The 16,330-nt window shown below is 50.8% G+C and carries 12 protein-coding genes; 2 read left to right on the forward strand and 10 right to left on the reverse strand.

Features of this window, described 5'->3' with window-relative positions; genetic code table 11:
* The 10 genes from ABWO75_RS10820 to ABWO75_RS10865 all read right to left on the reverse strand — a co-directional run.
* Nucleotides 1–931: gluzincin family metallopeptidase (locus ABWO75_RS10820; protein ID WP_502922401.1), on the reverse strand; the 931-nt coding region annotated here is incomplete at its 3' end.
* A gap of 16 nt (nucleotides 932–947) precedes the next feature.
* Nucleotides 948–2,672, reverse strand: coding sequence for a helix-hairpin-helix domain-containing protein (locus ABWO75_RS10825; RefSeq protein ID WP_353185414.1), 1,725 nt, complete (start codon nucleotides 2,670–2,672; stop codon nucleotides 948–950).
* 20 nt (nucleotides 2,673–2,692) lie between these two features.
* Entirely contained in the window at nucleotides 2,693–4,006 is a 1,314-nt protein-coding gene (locus tag ABWO75_RS10830) for an NAD(P)/FAD-dependent oxidoreductase (RefSeq protein WP_353185416.1), read from the reverse strand.
* 58 nt (nucleotides 4,007–4,064) lie between these two features.
* Nucleotides 4,065–4,382, reverse strand: coding sequence for a 2Fe-2S iron-sulfur cluster-binding protein (locus ABWO75_RS10835; protein ID WP_353185418.1), 318 nt, complete (start codon nucleotides 4,380–4,382; stop codon nucleotides 4,065–4,067).
* A 24-nt stretch (nucleotides 4,383–4,406) separates the two neighbouring features.
* A complete protein-coding gene (locus ABWO75_RS10840; protein WP_353185432.1) occupies nucleotides 4,407–5,411 on the reverse strand; it encodes an NAD(P)/FAD-dependent oxidoreductase in 1,005 nt (334 codons plus the stop codon).
* A 17-nt stretch (nucleotides 5,412–5,428) separates the two neighbouring features.
* Nucleotides 5,429–5,914, reverse strand: coding sequence for a MarR family winged helix-turn-helix transcriptional regulator (locus ABWO75_RS10845; protein WP_353185420.1), 486 nt, complete (start codon nucleotides 5,912–5,914; stop codon nucleotides 5,429–5,431).
* Nucleotides 5,915–6,002: 88 nt separating this feature from the next.
* Nucleotides 6,003–7,331, reverse strand: a complete 1,329-nt coding sequence (locus ABWO75_RS10850; protein ID WP_353185422.1) for a dicarboxylate/amino acid:cation symporter — start codon at nucleotides 7,329–7,331, stop codon at nucleotides 6,003–6,005.
* A gap of 276 nt (nucleotides 7,332–7,607) precedes the next feature.
* On the reverse strand, nucleotides 7,608–10,613 hold the full coding sequence (gene secDF / locus ABWO75_RS10855; protein WP_353185424.1) for a protein translocase subunit SecDF: 3,006 nt from the start codon (nucleotides 10,611–10,613) through the stop codon (nucleotides 7,608–7,610).
* 121 nt (nucleotides 10,614–10,734) lie between these two features.
* Entirely contained in the window at nucleotides 10,735–11,880 is a 1,146-nt protein-coding gene (locus ABWO75_RS10860) for an MFS transporter (protein WP_353185426.1), read from the reverse strand.
* 79 nt (nucleotides 11,881–11,959) lie between these two features.
* The gene (locus tag ABWO75_RS10865; protein WP_257656878.1) at nucleotides 11,960–12,421 is read right to left on the reverse strand and encodes a hypothetical protein; all 462 of its coding nucleotides are present in this window, start codon (nucleotides 12,419–12,421) and stop codon (nucleotides 11,960–11,962) included.
* Between the two features lie 185 nt (nucleotides 12,422–12,606).
* On the opposite strand from ABWO75_RS10865, the gene guaB reads away from it, so the two are divergent.
* The gene (gene guaB, locus ABWO75_RS10870) at nucleotides 12,607–14,082 is read left to right on the forward strand and encodes an IMP dehydrogenase (protein WP_353185428.1); all 1,476 of its coding nucleotides are present in this window, start codon (nucleotides 12,607–12,609) and stop codon (nucleotides 14,080–14,082) included.
* Between the two features lie 140 nt (nucleotides 14,083–14,222).
* Nucleotides 14,223–15,734, forward strand: coding sequence for an Ig-like domain-containing protein (locus ABWO75_RS10875; RefSeq protein WP_353185430.1), 1,512 nt, complete (start codon nucleotides 14,223–14,225; stop codon nucleotides 15,732–15,734).
* Nucleotides 15,735–16,330 lie beyond the last annotated feature (596 nt).

A 16,330-nucleotide genomic window follows, 5' to 3' on the forward strand; every position in this document is an offset into this window, starting at 1 on the left:
TGCCATAGGCAATTGCACTCTGGTGTTCCATGCCCAGGTATGGTGTTTCCACCAGCTTGTAGCCGTCCGAATAAAACGGGTAGGGGCCAAACCAGTATTCAAAAGCCCGGAGCATTGGTTTTACGTTTGCCCTGAAATGCGCACGGGCTTTTGCCTCGTTTCCGCGGAGTACCCAATAGTCCAGGTCGAGGGTACCCTGTTCGCCCCTGAACGTATCGGCCAGGTGCACATAATCACCGATGTTCAGCGCGACGTTGTAGTTGTTGATGGGATTGCTCACAAACCAGTCGAACCGGGTATATCCGTCGTCGGTATCGGCACTGTCGCGCAGCCGTCCGTTAGACACGTTGACGAGCCCGTTTGGTACCCGGACACTGATCAGCATGCTGTCCACCTCGTCCGATAGGTGGTCTTTATTGGGCCACCACGCGCTGGCCCCGATGCCCTGGCAGGCGGTCGCGATCCAGTGATTTCCCTTGCTGTCTTTTTTAAAGTCGAAGCCACCATCCCAGGGTGCTTTTTTGGCCCGGATGGGGCGACCGGAATAATATACCGTAAAGGAATCGACGCGACCTTCCGCTATTTTTTCCGGAAAACGAATGAACACGGCGTTGAATTCCCTTTCAACGGGCAGTGCTCCGCCGTGGTAATCTACCTTCTCGATCGTCAGGTTATCGAACAGGTCGAATTGCAGCGCCGTAAAATCAGCAGTTGCCGTAAACCGGAATAGATTTGACCCGCTGATCGTCTGTTCATCCGGATCAACACGCACGTCCAGGTGATAGTAATTGATGTCGTAGCATGTACGCAGGTCGGTGAGCTGGCCCCGCAGCGAATCGGCCCGCCCGAATGCGTCCCGCCCATCCAGCAGCTGGGCTTGTGCGCTGGCAAACAAGCAACCGAGCAGGCATATGGTCAACAGTCTTTTCATCGTAGAAAAGCGTTTTCTAAGGTAAATCAGTGATGAATTGCCGGTTACCGGACAGGAGCGAAGCGCGCTGGCTGCGCTGCTGGAAAAATGCCGAAATCTCCGCCAACGAAAAAGCGTTAAGGCAGTTTTTACTTGCCACCCCCCCTTTGCGGGCGGCATATATGCCATATTGCATGTCGTGGAAGCCCGAGACCCGGTGCGCATCCGGGTTGATGGATAATAATACATTCTTTTCCAACGCGTAACGATGCCATCGCCAGTCGAGATCGAGCCGTAGCGGATTTGCGTTGATCTCCATTACCACGCCGTGTTCCGCACAGGCGTCAATGACCCGGCGGTAGTCAATGGGGTAACCCGGGCGGCTCAGCAGCAGCCGGCCAGTAGGGTGTCCGAGTATGGTGGTATACGGGTTTTCAATCGCTTTCAGCAAGCGGTGTGTAGCTTTTTCCTCTTCCATTTTCAAGTTCCCATGGATGGAAGCCACCACAAAATCAAACCCGGCCAGTATTTCATCGGGGTAGTCCAATGAGCCGTCGCTCAGAATGTCCGATTCGATGCCTTTAAATATGCGGAACGGAGCAAGCTTGTGGTTGAGGGCTTCAATTTCGGCCCATTGCTCCTGGATGCGCGCAATGGGTAGGCCATTGGCATAAACCGCGGTCTTCGAGTGGTCGCATATCCCCAGGTAATCCAGCTTCAGCACATCCCGGCAATACAACGCCATTTCTTCCAGTGTGTTTACCCCGTCGCTATAGGTGCTGTGGTTGTGCAGCGCACCCCGGAGATCCCGGTACGTAATCAGGGTAGGTAAGGCACCCGATTTTGCCAGATCAAGTTCATTGCCGCCTTCACGCAGTTCGGGCTCAATGTAATCAAACCCCAGGGCGCGGTAAATGGCGGTCTCCGATTCGCGTTTGGGGAGCTGTCCGCCGCCGGCTTGTTCCAGTAAAGCAACGTGCTCTGCTGCTCCGGTGCTGATGAGCCATTGCTGGTGAAAATCACCGGCAGTGACGGCGAGAAACCGGAACAGAAGCCCGTTGTTGTCGGTCGCCTCCAGGTAGGTGTCCTTATGGTCTGACCCTGTGGTCAGCGTGGCTATGCGTGCGATTGCCTGCTCCAGTTGCTGGCGTTCAACGGCCGCAATGATATCCACCGATTGCAGTATTTCGTTTTTCCGGCGGAAGTCGCCTGTGTACGCTATAAGTGTCTCCGGAGGCAGCAACTGCCGCAACTGTTCCAGGATCCCCTCAGCCGTATTTTCAATACTCGCATACAGGAACCATCCCCGGTTTGCCATCGAAAATTCGATGATTTTTTTGATCTCTTCCTGTGTCTTTAACCCGAATCCCTTTACCGTTACCAGCCGGTTTTCATTGCAGGCATAATAAAGCTCGCCCATAGACTCAATGCCCAGTGCCCGCCAGATGACCTGTGTCTTTTTTGCACCCAGACCTTTGATACGCAGCATTTCCAGAATACCGTCCGGAGTGGCTGCCTGTAGCGCGTCCAGCTCGTCAAAAGCCCCCCGTTGCAGCAGGGCGGTGATTTTTTGGGCTGTGCTTTTGCCAATTCCCGGCAATTCGCTTAACGCTTCCGTCGAAAGCGTATTCAGGGCGAAGGGAAATTTGTCCAGTTTGAAAGCCAACGAAGTAATGGCCTTCGTGCGGAACGGATTTTCGCCATGCAGCTCCATTAATTGCCCATACAGCCTGAAGGTCCGTGCAATTGTCTTGTTGTCCATGGCTGCAAATTACAATATTTTTATGTGATTTGCTCTTCCGCAACGGCCGCTTCCCGGGGTGTCTTGCGGACGTATTTGTGAATAATCAGCCGGATGCCGGCATTGAAGGTTATGTAACTGATTACCCAGTTGATAAATGTGACAACCCGGTTCCGGAAACCCACAAGTGACATTAAGTGGACAAACATCCATACCCACCAGGCAAAAAAGCCCTGAAACCGGATTTTCCCGATGTCTACAACGGCCTTGTTGCGGCCAATGGTGGCCATGGAACCTTTGTCGAAATACTTAAATTTCTCCGTTGGTTGATGTTGGAGCAGGTGTACGATATTTTTGGCGAGTAATCTTCCCTGCTGCTGGGCCACCGGCGCCACACCGGGATGTCCTCTTGGCGTATCCTCGGTGATGATAGCGGATACGTCACCGATAGCAAATACATCGTGCATGCCCATTACCCGGCATGTTTCATCGGTCTGTATGCGGTTTCCGCGCACAATTGCCTGTGCATCGATTCCCTCCGGAATTTCCCCTTTGACGCCGGCCGACCATAATACCGTCCGGGTTTTGATGTGCCGGCCGTTTGCAAAGTGAATGACTTCCCCGTCGTATGCCGTCACCTGTTCGTTTAACAGCACGCGCACCCCCAGTTCCCGGAGGTACAGTTCCGCCTTTTCGGAAGCCTGTGGCGACAGCGCATTTAATACACGCGGTAACCCCTCGACCAGGTAAACCGTCATGTCCTCTTTCTTGAGTTCGGGGTAGTCCTTTATGAGGATATGGTTGCGGATTTCCGCAATGGCGCCTGACAGTTCGACGCCGGTGGGCCCGCCGCCTACCACTACAATGTTCAGGAATGCCTCCTGATCCTCCCTGGATGTTTTTAACAGCGATTCCTCGATATTCTGCAACAGGAAGCTGCGGATATTGACCGCTTCCCGTACGCTTTTCATGGGCATAGCATATTGTTCAACACCCTGGTTGCCGAAGAAATTGGTTGTTGCGCCGGTGGCAATAACCAGGTAATCGTATGAAATCGGCCCGATATCGGTATCCAGTACTTTCCGTTTGTCGTCTATTGCCTTCACTTCGGTCATCCGGAATTTGAAGTTCGGCTGTTTCCTGAACATCTTCCGGAGCGGAAAGGCAATGGAGGGTGCGTCCAGGGTCCCCGTAGCAACCTGGTAGAGGAGTGGCTGAAAGGTGTGGTGGTTATTACGGTCGAGGAGCAAGACTTCTACCTCTTTGTTTTTAAGGCCTTTTGCTACTTCGATGCCGCCGAATCCACCACCGATGATCACTACCCGGGGGAATTTTTTGGTGTCTGCTGTTTCCATGTGTCTGTGTTTTTGTGCAACTCCCTTTAACAGGAACCCGTGGGTCCTGTTAATTGTTTCAAAATATGCGGATTTTTAAGCCGTCAAGTGCAGGCGACATCCGGATTTGACAGGATAACCTGCTGTTGTCAGCGGCATCCGGAAGCGTATCAAGCATATCCAGTTCAGCTTCGGTTAACGGAGCCAGTTGATCTGCCCCGTCGATCACCTGGATATGGCAGGTCGCACACAGCGCCATGCCGCCGCAGGTAGCAAGAATATCGTATTCCGACGCCTTCAGCACTTCCATCAGGCTGAGATTGATGTCGGTAGGAATGGCCAATTGATGGCTTTCACCCGCTTGATTCTCCACGGAAATATGAATTAGTTCATTCATGTCAATTGATTATTAAATTCACTATTAAAACGTATTAATCCCGTTCACGGTCGTGTATTTGAAACTCAGCCGTTCATTGGGATGTACATACCGGAATGCACTCTGGGCCATCAGCGCAGCTTCATGGAAGCCACACAGAATCAGCTTCAGTTTACCGGGATACGTATTGATGTCGCCGATGGCATAGATCCGCTCTATGGCCGTGGAATAATCGACAGTATCGACGGCGATGGCAGACCTGTCGATGGTTAATCCCCAGTCGGCAATCGGGCCGAGTTTCGGACTCAGTCCGAATAGCGGAATCAGTGCATCCGTTTCCAGGCGGTACTCAGGCCGGTCTTTTCCGGTTATCCCAACGTGGCTCAGCTTTCCGTTGCCATAGACACTGCTTAGCTGGCTCTGGAGCAGTAGCCTGATTTTGCCGGTGTTGCCGAGACTGAAAACCTTCTCCGCTGAGTCAGGCGCACCGCGGAAGCTGTCACTGCGGTGTACCAGCGTCACCTCCGCGGCAATGTCACTGAGAAATATGGTCCAGTCCAATGCGGAATCGCCACCTCCGGCAATCACGATGCGCTTATCGCGGAATGTTTCGGGGTTCCGGACCATGTAGCTGATGCCCTTACCCTCGAAGGCGGCCAGTCCCGGAATTTCCGGCTTACGCGGCTCAAATGAACCCAGTCCGGCCGCAATAACAATCACCTGTGCATGAATGACCGTTCCCTCATTGCTGCCGATATGATAAGAACCATCGGGTTGCCTTTCCAGTGATTCAACCCGCTCACCGAGGGTAAAGGAAGGGTTGAATGGCTCGATCTGTTGCATGAGGTTGTCTACCAGCTGTTGCGCCTGAACAGCAGGATACCCGGGAATATCGTAAATGGGTTTGTGCGGATAAATCTCCGACAGCTGACCGCCTACCTGCGGCAGCACATCAATTAAATGGCAGCGCATTTTCAGTAGTCCAGCCTCAAAAACAGCAAACAGCCCCACTGGGCCAGCCCCGATGATGCAGATATCCGTTGTTATCATGGTCTTATTCATATGTGCTATTCTATTTTATCCGACAGCCATTCCGTCGCCGGAACTTGGTCGGTTTCCCCTTTTCGTACATCCAGGTTATCATAGATGGTGTCAAGGATTCGTTTTAAGTGCTCAAAATCAGCTTCGTTTAAGTTTTTCCACGCCTGCATGCGTATTGAGCCCACCCGGCCGGAAAGCGTTTCCACCTTGGCCTTTCCGGTAGGAGTCAGGTGAACGACGAAGCTTCGCCGGTCGTTTGGATGGGGACGCCGTTCCACCAGCTGCTTCCCGACCAGCAGATCGACGATCCGCGTCAGTGTCGGCTGGTCTTTTCCGCAGTATTCGGCCAGTTCCTTTTGCGCAAGATCAGCATATTGGTTCAGGTTTTTCAGAATCGTCCACTGATCGACCGTAATGCCGAACTGCTGGCAATTAAACTGATACTGCGCATACTGTTTTACCCGGCGGGCCGTCCGTTCCAGTAGTTGGGAATAAGCATTATATTGTTCCATTCGTACAATAATAATTAGTATGACAAATATATGAGTAATCCATTAGAATTACAAGCAGACCAAGGTGAAATAGGGGGGATGGAGGCTTCTATTCCTGCTGTGCGCCGCCGGCTGGTGCCTCATGGAGCCGTCCGGCTTTTTCCTCGACATGCTGGATATAGGCCGCGGCGGTAATGTCGCCATTAACATTTAATACCGTACGCGACATATCCAGTATCCGGTCGACACCGTAAATAAGGGCAATCGCTTCCCCCGGCACGCCGATGGAGATGAGAATGGTTACAATTACCGGCAACGAGCCTCCGGGTACCCCAGCTGTTCCCACGCCGGCCAGTATACATAAGAATACCACAGTGATCTGGGAGCCGATGCTGAGGTCAACATTGAATACCTGTGCAAGGAACAGCACGGTGATCCCTTCAAACAGGGCGGTTCCGTTCTGGTTGCCTGTGCTTCCGATCGTCAGCACGAAGTGGGCGATCGGTTTGGGAATTTTGAGTTTTTCGATACTGACCCGTATGGCCGTGGGTAGGGTAGCGTTGCTTGAGCTGGTGGAAAATGCCGTAAGCGTGACCTCGCCGATATCCCGCATGAACGTAACGGGATTGCGCTTAGCGAAATATTTAAGCACAATGGAATATACAACAAATTGATGTATGGCTAACGCGCCCAGTACAATCAGCACGTACCAAAGCAGGGAGAGCAGGAAATCGGCACCTACGTTGAGTACCATATTGAACAGCAGTGCGGCAACACCGTAAGGCGCCAGCGCCATGGCGTAGCCAATGACTTTAATCACGACCTCGTAGAGGCCCTCCAAAAAGCTTTTGAGCGTGGCTGTCTTTTCCTCGCCTACGGCGGCCATGGCAATGCCGAAGATCAGCGCGAAAAACATAACAGAAAGCAGCCCGCCGCCCGTGTGCCCGGCATCGAAGGCGTTAACCATCTCCTGGAAGGGGTTTCGTGGTATGATCTGTGCAATAATATCGCCCACTGTCCGTTCGTCCTGTTCTATTTCAACGGCCTGTGCATTAGCCGCTGCGGCTTCACTGCCGAACTGGCCGATAAGGTATTCCCGGGTTTCTTCCGATATCGTGCTGCCGGGATTGAAAACATTGACCATGGTAATGCCGATCATCACCGCTACAAAACTCACCACGATGGTATAGATCAGTAATTTCATGCCCATCCGGCCGAGCTTTTTTACATCGCCGATTTCCGCAATGCCGAGGATGAGCGCAGACAGGATCAGCGGAATAACCATCATGAAGATGAGGTTCATGAATATACGGCCGACCGGCTCCACCCAGTGGATGATGGTATCCAGCGTAGCAGGGGACAATCCAAGGCTTTTAATGATCAGTCCGGCTGCAATGCCGAATACCATACCAATAAAAATCTTTGTGTGTAACTTCATGAATGGTTATTTAGTTGGTTATTTGCATAATTGTCCTTCCCTGAACAGTTCCAGGACCAAGGACACTAAGGAACGTAGGAGAAACTGTTGCCGCCGACAGTTAGCCGTTGTATCGCACAGCGCAGTCGGCCGATAGGCGCTATTTTGGTTACAATGCCACAAAAATAGGATTATAATTGAAAAACGGGTTTGATTCCACACATAATTATCAAGCTAAAAATAAAGAAGGCTATTGGGATCCCAATAGCCTTCTTTATTTTTAGTATAACCTTATTGTTAAGCCTTGGCCGGTTTAAGCGCCGTTTCATTAGCTGCCTTTGCTGCAGCGGCGTCTTCTTCCGGTGTTTTGCCCTGCAGGTCAACAATCAACGGTGCCGCGAGGAAGATAGAAGAGTATGTTCCCACAACGATACCGACCAGGATGGCAAATGAAAAGCCGCGGATTACTTCACCGCCGAATACAAAAAGCACGGCCAGTACGAAAATCACCGTCAGTGACGTTACTACGGTACGGCTGAGTGTCCGGTTAATGGCCAGATTAACCGTGTCGCCAATATGATCCTTTTTACGGCTGGGCATACCCAGGTATTCCCGGAGGCGGTCGAATACCACCACGGTGTCGTTAATGGAATAACCCACTACCGTAAGGATGGCGGCAACAAAATGCTGGTCGATGTCCAGTGAAAACGGAACAATGCCGTCCAGCAACGAGAATAGTGCAAGAATCACCACCGCATCGTTCACCGTTGTAATGGCGGCTGCCACACTGAACTGCCACTTCCGGAAACGCAGTAGAATATACAGCGCAATCACAATAACCGAAGCGATGGCGGCATATATTGCACGCATCTTCATGTCGTTTGCGATGGTAGGCCCGACTTTCTGCGAACTCACAATCTCATGCGGGTTGCCGGATATCTTGGATAGTCCTTCATTCAGTTTGCTCAGCACTTCCTGGTCGGCCTCATCACTGGTTTCCTCAATGTGGTATGCCGTGGTTACCCGCACCTGGTTAGCGCTTCCGAACGTTTTGACTTCCGTATTCATCTGGAAAATATCGTTCAGGTTATCACGTACCTCTTCGAGGTTCACAGGCTGTTCAAATTGTACTGTATAGGTCCGTCCCCCCTGAAAATCCACACCAAGGCTGAAACCTTTCGTGAAGATGGATATGATGCCAATCACCAGGAACAGCGCAGAGAACAGGTAAAATTTCTTGCGGTTCTGCACAAAACCGTAGTTGGCGTTCTGCAGTGTTTTTTCACTCCATGGCCGCGATACGCTAATTTTCCAGTCTTTTGCCAGCATCCATTCAAAGATGACGCGCGTAATGAAGATCGAGGTAAACAGCGAAGTGATGATACCCACCATCAACGTGGTAGCGAAGCCCAGGATTGGGCCGCTGCCGAAGAAGAAGAGAATAAGACCGGTCAGGAAGGTCGTAATCTGCGAGTCGAGGATGGAAGACATGGCGTGCTTATAACCATCGGCAATAGCCTGCCGGATGGATTTGCCCATGCTTAGCTCTTCCCGTATCCGTTCATAGATCAACACGTTGGCGTCCACGGCCGTCCCCATCGTCAGTACGATCCCCGCAATACCCGGCAGGGTTAATACGGCATTCAGCGACGCCAGCACCCCCATGATAAAGAACACGTTGAATAATACTGCAATGTTGGCTACCCATCCACCACGGTTATAATAGAGGATCATAAAAATGAGCACAACAACGAGACCGATGATAGATGAATTGACCCCGGCATCAATCGCTGCCTGACCCAGTGATGGGCCTACGATGGCTTCTTCTACAATTTTCGCCGTCGTCGGCAACCGGCCGGCCTTAAGCACGTTCGCGAGGTCTTTAGTGTCTTCAATGCTGAAATTTCCGGTAATCTGCGATACGCCGTTGGGGATCTCACCCTGTACCGTAGGTGCGGAATAAACCACGCCATCCAATACAATCGCAATCGCCCGTTTGTTATTCGGGTCGGCGGATGCCGATGCCGTAATCCGGCGCCATTCCCGTGCTCCCTCACTGTTCATGTACATGGTTACCATCGGGCTGTTCGATTGCGGGTCAAAATCGTCCTTGGCGTCAGTAATCACATTGCCGCTCAATACCGGCCCGGCTTCAAGGCCGGTAGGTTTAACAGCATATAGTTCCAACTGATTTGGCGTACGCGGACTGGGTTTGACACCCCACAGCAACTGCACATTCGCCGGGATAATCTGTTTTACTACCGGATTTTCCAGCAGGCGGTTTACTTTGGCTGTATCACGCAGCAGGGAGAACCCTACAATCGGACCGGGTGCTAATACCACCTGGTTATTGGGAGCCATGGCTGTTGACGGGTTCAGCAGGCTGAATAATGGATTTTGCTGTGCCAGCGCGTTGGTTGACGAATCGGTACTCACGGAATCCGTTCCACCACCTAATGTTGCCAGTAAGCCGGAGGACGAAGCCTGTGTGGTATCAGCCGCAGTTGTGTTCGTTGCCTCGGTATCTTTTAAAGTTGCCGCTAACGCACGGTTGACGTTGTCCAACATGGAATACACTTCCATGTTGTCGTATGTTTCCCAGAATTCCAGTCGTGCCGATCCCTGTAAAAGCTTACGCACACGGCCTTCATCCGTTACACCCGGCAGCTCAATCAGGATGCGGTTGGTACCCTGCTGCATCTGGATATTCGGCGAGGTAACACCGAATTTATCAATACGGGTCCGCAATACCTGGAACGTGTTGTCGATAGCGCTGCTGGCCTGGCCTTCAAGGAAAGTCTGTACCTGTGCATTCGTGCTATTGGCTTTTACGTACGCCGCATTATCTTTGGTAGCAAAAAAAGTGGCCAGGGAACCACCCGGGCTCAGGGTGCTGTATGCATCGACAAACAGGCTGACGTAGCTGTCCTGACTGGAGCGGCTACGCGCGGTAGCTTCCTCAAGCGCCTTATTGAAGTTTTCGTCCTTGGGATCATTCGCCAGGTTCCTGATCAGCTCCTGCAACGACACTTCCATCGTTACGTTCATGCCGCCTTTCAGGTCCAGCCCAAGCGCAATTTCATTTCCCTTCGCTTCGCGGTACGTGTATTGCGCAACGCCTAAATTGTACACCACTTCACCGGCCATGGAATCCAGGTATGCTTTTTCCTTTGCAATATCCCCCTGGGCATAGGCAGCTGCATCACGTTCTACTTTGCGGGTCACGAACGTGAATGACAGGGAATAGAGGCACGCTATGGTGACTACTATTACCAAAAAATTAATCAACCCTTTACCTTGCATTTTCGTTAGCTTGTATTCGTTTGTTTTTAATTGTATGCGTTTTTGTCAAGATGGCAAAGGTATAAAAAAAATGTATATATAAAGCGGAGTTTTGCAGTTTCTTCAAACCCCTGAATAGGGCTTACGCGGCTGTACCTTTTATCTTGGTTGTCAGGAGCATAATGATCATTCCCATGAAGGCGATGGTTGCATAGGCAATGCGCAGGCCGATAAATTCGGCCATGAAACCGATGAGTGGCGGACCGATCAGAAAACCACAGAAACCGATGGTGGTTACCGCCGCCAGCGCAGCTCCCGGCGAGAGTTTCCCTGACTTCCCGGCCAGGCTGTACACCAGTGGAATGATGGCCGAGGAGCCGATCCCCACAAGCAGAAAGGCAGCGATAACCGTGCCGAACCCAGGGAAAGCAACGGCAATCAGCAAGCCGGTTGAGGTCATGCCTCCGCTGAACAGCAACGTGTTTTTATAGCCCATCCGGCGCACCGTCCAGTCAGATAAAAAACGCCCAGCTGCCATACTGAACAAAAAAGCGCTTAAACCGTAACCAACCAGTTCCTGTTTTGCCCCGACCACCTTTTCCATATAAATACCACTCCAGTCGTAGAGTGCTCCCTCCCCAATCATGGCGCAAAACGCGATCACGCCCAATATGGCCAGTGGCTTGTCCGGTATGGAAAACAGCGGTTCGCGTTTGCCTGTAGGTGCTTCGTCCTGCGCAATGAGGTATGCCGATATCCCTGCAATGCATACCAGCGTTAACGTGGCAATTGATATAAAATGATGGAAAGGAGAGACCCGTCCGTCAATCATCAGGGCACCGATACCCGCACCGACAAAACCGGCGATGCTCCACATGCCATGAAAAGCACCCATGATCGGTTTTTCATAATGCCTGCTCAACGCGACGGCCTGTGTGTTGATCGAAATATTAAGCAGGTTGCCGGCCGCCCCGAAGAACATCAGATTCACCATCAGGCTGTACATGTTATTCCAATAGCCGATGCCGATTAATAACAATGCATAACAGGCAGCAGCGCCAATTGCAATCCGCTTACTGCCGATCCGGCCGACCAGCCAGCCCGATGCGGGCAGCGAAACCAGCGTGCCCACCGGCAATGCGAAAAGCACAAAACCTAATTGCGCTTCCGACAAACCCAGCATATTTCGGATGTCCGGGATCCTCGATGCCCACGAAGCGAAGCATAATCCGTAAACGAAAAATGCGATGCCAATGGCAATGCGTTGGGTAGTTATGTTCCGGTGCATAAGACGTGCTAATTCCCGGTAAAAGTACAACAAAAAACCCCGCAATTGCGGGGTTATGTTATCTGATCAATGGGGTTGGTTAAAACGTGAATTTAAACCCAATGCCGAAACGTCCGGGTATAAAATCAGAGTACTCTCCCAGTGCCCACAACGGACGCCAATCGAAACTGGCCGCTATCGGGGCCGAAGGAATTTTGAACTCCAGACCACCAAGCGGGCGGATTGCAAACTCGGAGTTCTCTTTGCGGATAGCCACCTGCGGTCCAATACCGATATACCAGGAAAGGCCATTTGCTCCGGATATTCCCTGATTGTAGGAATATTCCGCTCCGATAAGCGTAGTCCGGTCGGCAAATAAAATCATGAACTGACCCGCATTGTTCGCAGAGAAGAAATGCTTGAGATGCGGCCCTACAAACGTCCGTCCGTCACCCGCATCGATAAACAGGCCCGCACCGGTACGGTATGACTGGGCCTTGGCCTCAAATTGAAAGGCCAGCATCAATAATCCACAGAAAGCAGCAAGTGTAAGTTTTTTCATAGTTGTTAATTTAATATGATTGTTTAAACAGTTAATGCCAAGCAGGCATTACGGCATAGCCGCAAAAAAAATACCAAAAAAGAAGAATGTGCTTTTTCATGCAGTATTATATTGTCATGTATTGCAGGAAATATAAAAAATGAGTAAATTTGCCCGGCAAATAGTAACCCCAACAGATATTTGCCATGCATTTAGATCCCGAAAAATTCGTAGCTGAGGGCCTCACCTACGACGATGTACTGTTAATTCCCGCATATTCCGAAGTATTGCCCAGAAATGTGGATACCAGCACGCAATTAACCCGAGCCATCAGGCTTAATATTCCATTGGTTTCCGCGGCAATGGATACCGTGACCGGCGCAGACCTGGCTATTGCCATCGCCCAGGCCGGCGGCTTAGGAATGCTGCACAAAAACATGAGCATTGCCAATCAGGCTGCCGAAGTGCGCAAGGTCAAGCGATCGGAAAGCGGCATGATACAGGATCCGGTGACACTCAATGCAAGCGCGACTGTTGGAGATGCGTTCAAAATCATGAAGGACCACAAGATCGGTGGCATTCCCATTGTAGATGCGGGCAACAGGCTGGTCGGCATTGTGACCAACCGGGACCTGCGTTTTCAAAAGGACATGAAACGGCCCATCAACGAACTCATGACCCGGGAAGGATTGGTGGTGGCACCGGTGGGTACGGATTTATTGAAAGCAGAAAGTATCCTTCAAAATCACAAGATCGAAAAGCTGCCGGTTGTTGATGATGAGCATATCCTCGTAGGCCTTATTACCTTTAAGGATATCCAGAAATACAAACATTTTCCGAATGCGGCCAAAGACAGTCATGGCAGGCTATTGGTCGGCGCCGCAGTGGGCGTAACAGCGGATACTATGGAGCGGGTAGAGGCACTGGTCAAAGCAGGGGTGGATGTGGTAACCATCGATACGGCACACGGGCATTCCAAGGGGGTAATCGATAAACTCAGGGAAGTAAAAGCCGCGTTTCCCGACCTGCAGGTCATCGTTGGGAATATCGCAACCGGAGATGCCGCGCTGGCACTGGCTGAGGCAGGAGCCGACGCCGTTAAAGTAGGTATCGGTCCGGGCTCCATCTGTACCACCCGTATCATCGCCGGTGTAGGTGTTCCGCAATTGTATGCCGTATATGAGGTGGCTAAGGCACTCCGCGGCAGCGGAATTCCGGTAATTGCCGACGGTGGTATCAAGCAAACCGGCGATATAGCCAAGGCGATTGCCGCGGGCGCAAGTACGGTAATGGCCGGATCACTGTTTGCTGGTGTCGAAGAAGCGCCCGGCGAAACCATTATTTACGAAGGCCGGAAGTTTAAATCCTACCGCGGCATGGGATCAGTGGAAGCCATGGAGCACGGTTCGAAGGACCGCTATTTCCAGGATGTCGAGGACGATATCAAAAAACTCGTTCCCGAGGGAATCGTCGGCCGGGTAGCCTATAAGGGCACGCTTGCCGAGGTGGTTTACCAATATGTAGGCGGGCTGCGGGCCAGCATGGGTTACTGCGGCGCGGCTACCATTGAAGACCTACAGAAAGCACGGTTTGTGAAAATAACCGGTGCCGGCCTCCGTGAGAGCCATCCGCACAATATTACTATTACCAAGGAAGCACCGAATTACCACAGCCGGCCGTAACGGCTTATATACAGTAAGTTATTGTCAGGTGCTGCCCCATTTCGGGCAGCACCTTTTTTGTTTTGAAATATAGTGGATTTTAGTTAGGTTAGCATCAGCTTAAATCAGCACAACCAATTATAAGAACCAACTAATCAGTTATGAAAAGAGTTACAACAAGTGCGCTGTGCCTGTCGGCGCTGGCTTTCGCACTTTCCTGCAGCAAAAGCAAGGAAATCAATCACGTAGATCCTCCGGATTCAACACCCATTGAATTGACCGTCACCGGGATCAAGTCAAACGATACCCTGCGCAATACCCTAACCGCAGAAATTAAAGCGGAGCACAGCTCGGGCATCAAAAGCATCGAAGTGTTTGCCAATGACGAATTAGTCGCCTCAGCAACGGCAGATTCACTCTCCCTGAGCTTAAATACGCTGGATTTGCCGGACGGAACGTATAGTCTGAAGGTCGTTGTCAGCGATGAGGCTGGTAATAAAAAGGAACAGGCAGCGAGTGTGGTCATCAGCAATGTTTTAGTCAAAATTGACCGGAACCTTTTATTTGGGAGGGGAGATGCGGCGACTTATTTCATTACGGATTCCGCCGGACAAGTAGTTGGGCGAGCCGATTTTGTTAACGACGGGACGTACGACGATGTTGTGTCGTTGTATCCTTCCGAAGCATTCAACAGCAGTAAGCTCAACCTGACCAGGGTATCTACAGTGGACGGTATACCTCCTCTCATTACACATGTTGTGAGCATTAACCGGGGGGCTCATTTGAGTAACAACGATATCGGTCGTAATACAGGCCGTTTAAATGAATATCATGCGCCGATTCCCTTCGAGGTTAACAATGTTCCGGAATACGATCACCTATTGGTGAGCACCGATGCCCTTTATTATCAACTTCCAGTGAGTCCGGATTATGATTATTCGTTGCCATATACTACGGGAAGTAAAAGTTTGCTCATGATCGAGCGAAATGGTAGTGCCAAGTACGGTTTATTTGACATCCCTGCTGGAAGTACCAAGGTGGAACTGGATGCTACGCAGGCCAACCTTATTCCCGCTAAGAAAACCATCCATTTTCCCTCAGGCCTTTCCCGGGTTTATGTGACAGCCTATGGTAAGGTTCATCGCGATTACGGTGAATTCTACACTTTTGCAGAGAAAATGGTTTCCGGCAACTCGGTGGGTGTTTTTTATCCTGAAGACCTTGTTGAAACGCTAAATACGCAAGTTTCCTATACCCAAGGAGATGTGTCGTTTTCCAGTGTGTATTACGGAAGTATCCCCGAAAGTATCATAGCATGGGATATCCAAGCTAATGTGAATAAGCCAAGTATTACTGATTTCGATATGGATGTTAACGGTGACTTCGGATATTACCATGTATATTTTGAAAATAAGCCGTACGTGGGCACGGGCGAAGGTTACATCGAAGTTCTTGTATTTGCACCACGAGGGCAGGAAACATTCAGTTTCCCAGATATTGCAGCGGAAATTGCCATTCCAGGAATTGATCTTTCCCAATTTAAGGCACGGCAAATCAAATTTTATACGCATGACGTGCCTGTTGATTTTACTTCGCAGTTCAACTTTCCAAATTCCCTATGGACGCCGACAGGGGGAAAGCAAGCAGGAATCGCTACAATCAGCCTGCGGTAATGAGAATACGACCGTGATTTAGGTAGTATTCGATGGTCGATTACGTAAACTATTGTTCGAGTTTTGTTGCAGGTTGCTTCTACAATTGTTCGGTATTCCTTCGAGACTGCCTCGGGAATCCTTCGGATTTCTTCGGAACGCAACGGATTGCACGCCGATCAGTCCCGAAGCGCGGTCGAAGCCGACTCGAACAAGGGTCGAACGAGTCTCGAAGAAGAGTCGAAGCGGACTCGAACAACACTCGAAGAAGAGTCGAAGAATTCCATCTGGTCAAGAAGAATTCCATCTGGTCAATAAGCTAGGCTGATGGGAAACGTTAAAGCTCGGCTTATATTGGATCTTTTGGTTTACAGAACGAACTAGCCAAGGTTATCATGGCCAATGACATTGGGTAAAGCGGCAGTTGGCCACAGCAACATATCCAAATAACTAAGGCGTTGTCATAAGCGAGGCGACGCCCTGTTCGTTTTTAATGTATACCGCAACGGGGTGGTATTGGAGCCGATCGAAATGCGGGGTGTCGAGTTGCAATACATCGGGTGTGGGTTTGCCCTTTTCAAAGAAATAAACCGTTGTTTTGCTGCCGTATTCGTTAT

Origin of the sequence: Parapedobacter lycopersici (assembly GCF_040395035.1) — a bacterium.
In the GTDB taxonomy this organism is placed as follows: Bacteria; Bacteroidota; Bacteroidia; order Sphingobacteriales; family Sphingobacteriaceae; genus Parapedobacter; species Parapedobacter lycopersici_A.

Excerpts from the sequence above, each read along its gene's own strand:
- ABWO75_RS10825 (WP_353185414.1), bottom strand. The coding sequence starts at position 2,672 with ATGGACAACAAGACAATTGCACGGACCTTCAGGCTGTATGGGCAATTA.
- ABWO75_RS10830 (WP_353185416.1), bottom strand. The coding sequence starts at position 4,006 with ATGGAAACAGCAGACACCAAAAAATTCCCCCGGGTAGTGATCATCGGT.
- ABWO75_RS10835 (WP_353185418.1), bottom strand. The coding sequence starts at position 4,382 with ATGAATGAACTAATTCATATTTCCGTGGAGAATCAAGCGGGTGAAAGC.
- ABWO75_RS10840 (WP_353185432.1), bottom strand. The coding sequence starts at position 5,411 with ATGATAACAACGGATATCTGCATCATCGGGGCTGGCCCAGTGGGGCTG.
- ABWO75_RS10845 (WP_353185420.1), bottom strand. The coding sequence starts at position 5,914 with ATGGAACAATATAATGCTTATTCCCAACTACTGGAACGGACGGCCCGC.
- ABWO75_RS10850 (WP_353185422.1), bottom strand. The coding sequence starts at position 7,331 with ATGAAGTTACACACAAAGATTTTTATTGGTATGGTATTCGGCATTGCA.
- secDF (WP_353185424.1), bottom strand. The coding sequence starts at position 10,613 with ATGCAAGGTAAAGGGTTGATTAATTTTTTGGTAATAGTAGTCACCATA.
- ABWO75_RS10860 (WP_353185426.1), bottom strand. The coding sequence starts at position 11,880 with ATGCACCGGAACATAACTACCCAACGCATTGCCATTGGCATCGCATTT.
- ABWO75_RS10865 (WP_257656878.1), bottom strand. The coding sequence starts at position 12,421 with ATGAAAAAACTTACACTTGCTGCTTTCTGTGGATTATTGATGCTGGCC.
- guaB (WP_353185428.1), top strand. The coding sequence starts at position 12,607 with ATGCATTTAGATCCCGAAAAATTCGTAGCTGAGGGCCTCACCTACGAC.
- ABWO75_RS10875 (WP_353185430.1), top strand. The coding sequence starts at position 14,223 with ATGAAAAGAGTTACAACAAGTGCGCTGTGCCTGTCGGCGCTGGCTTTC.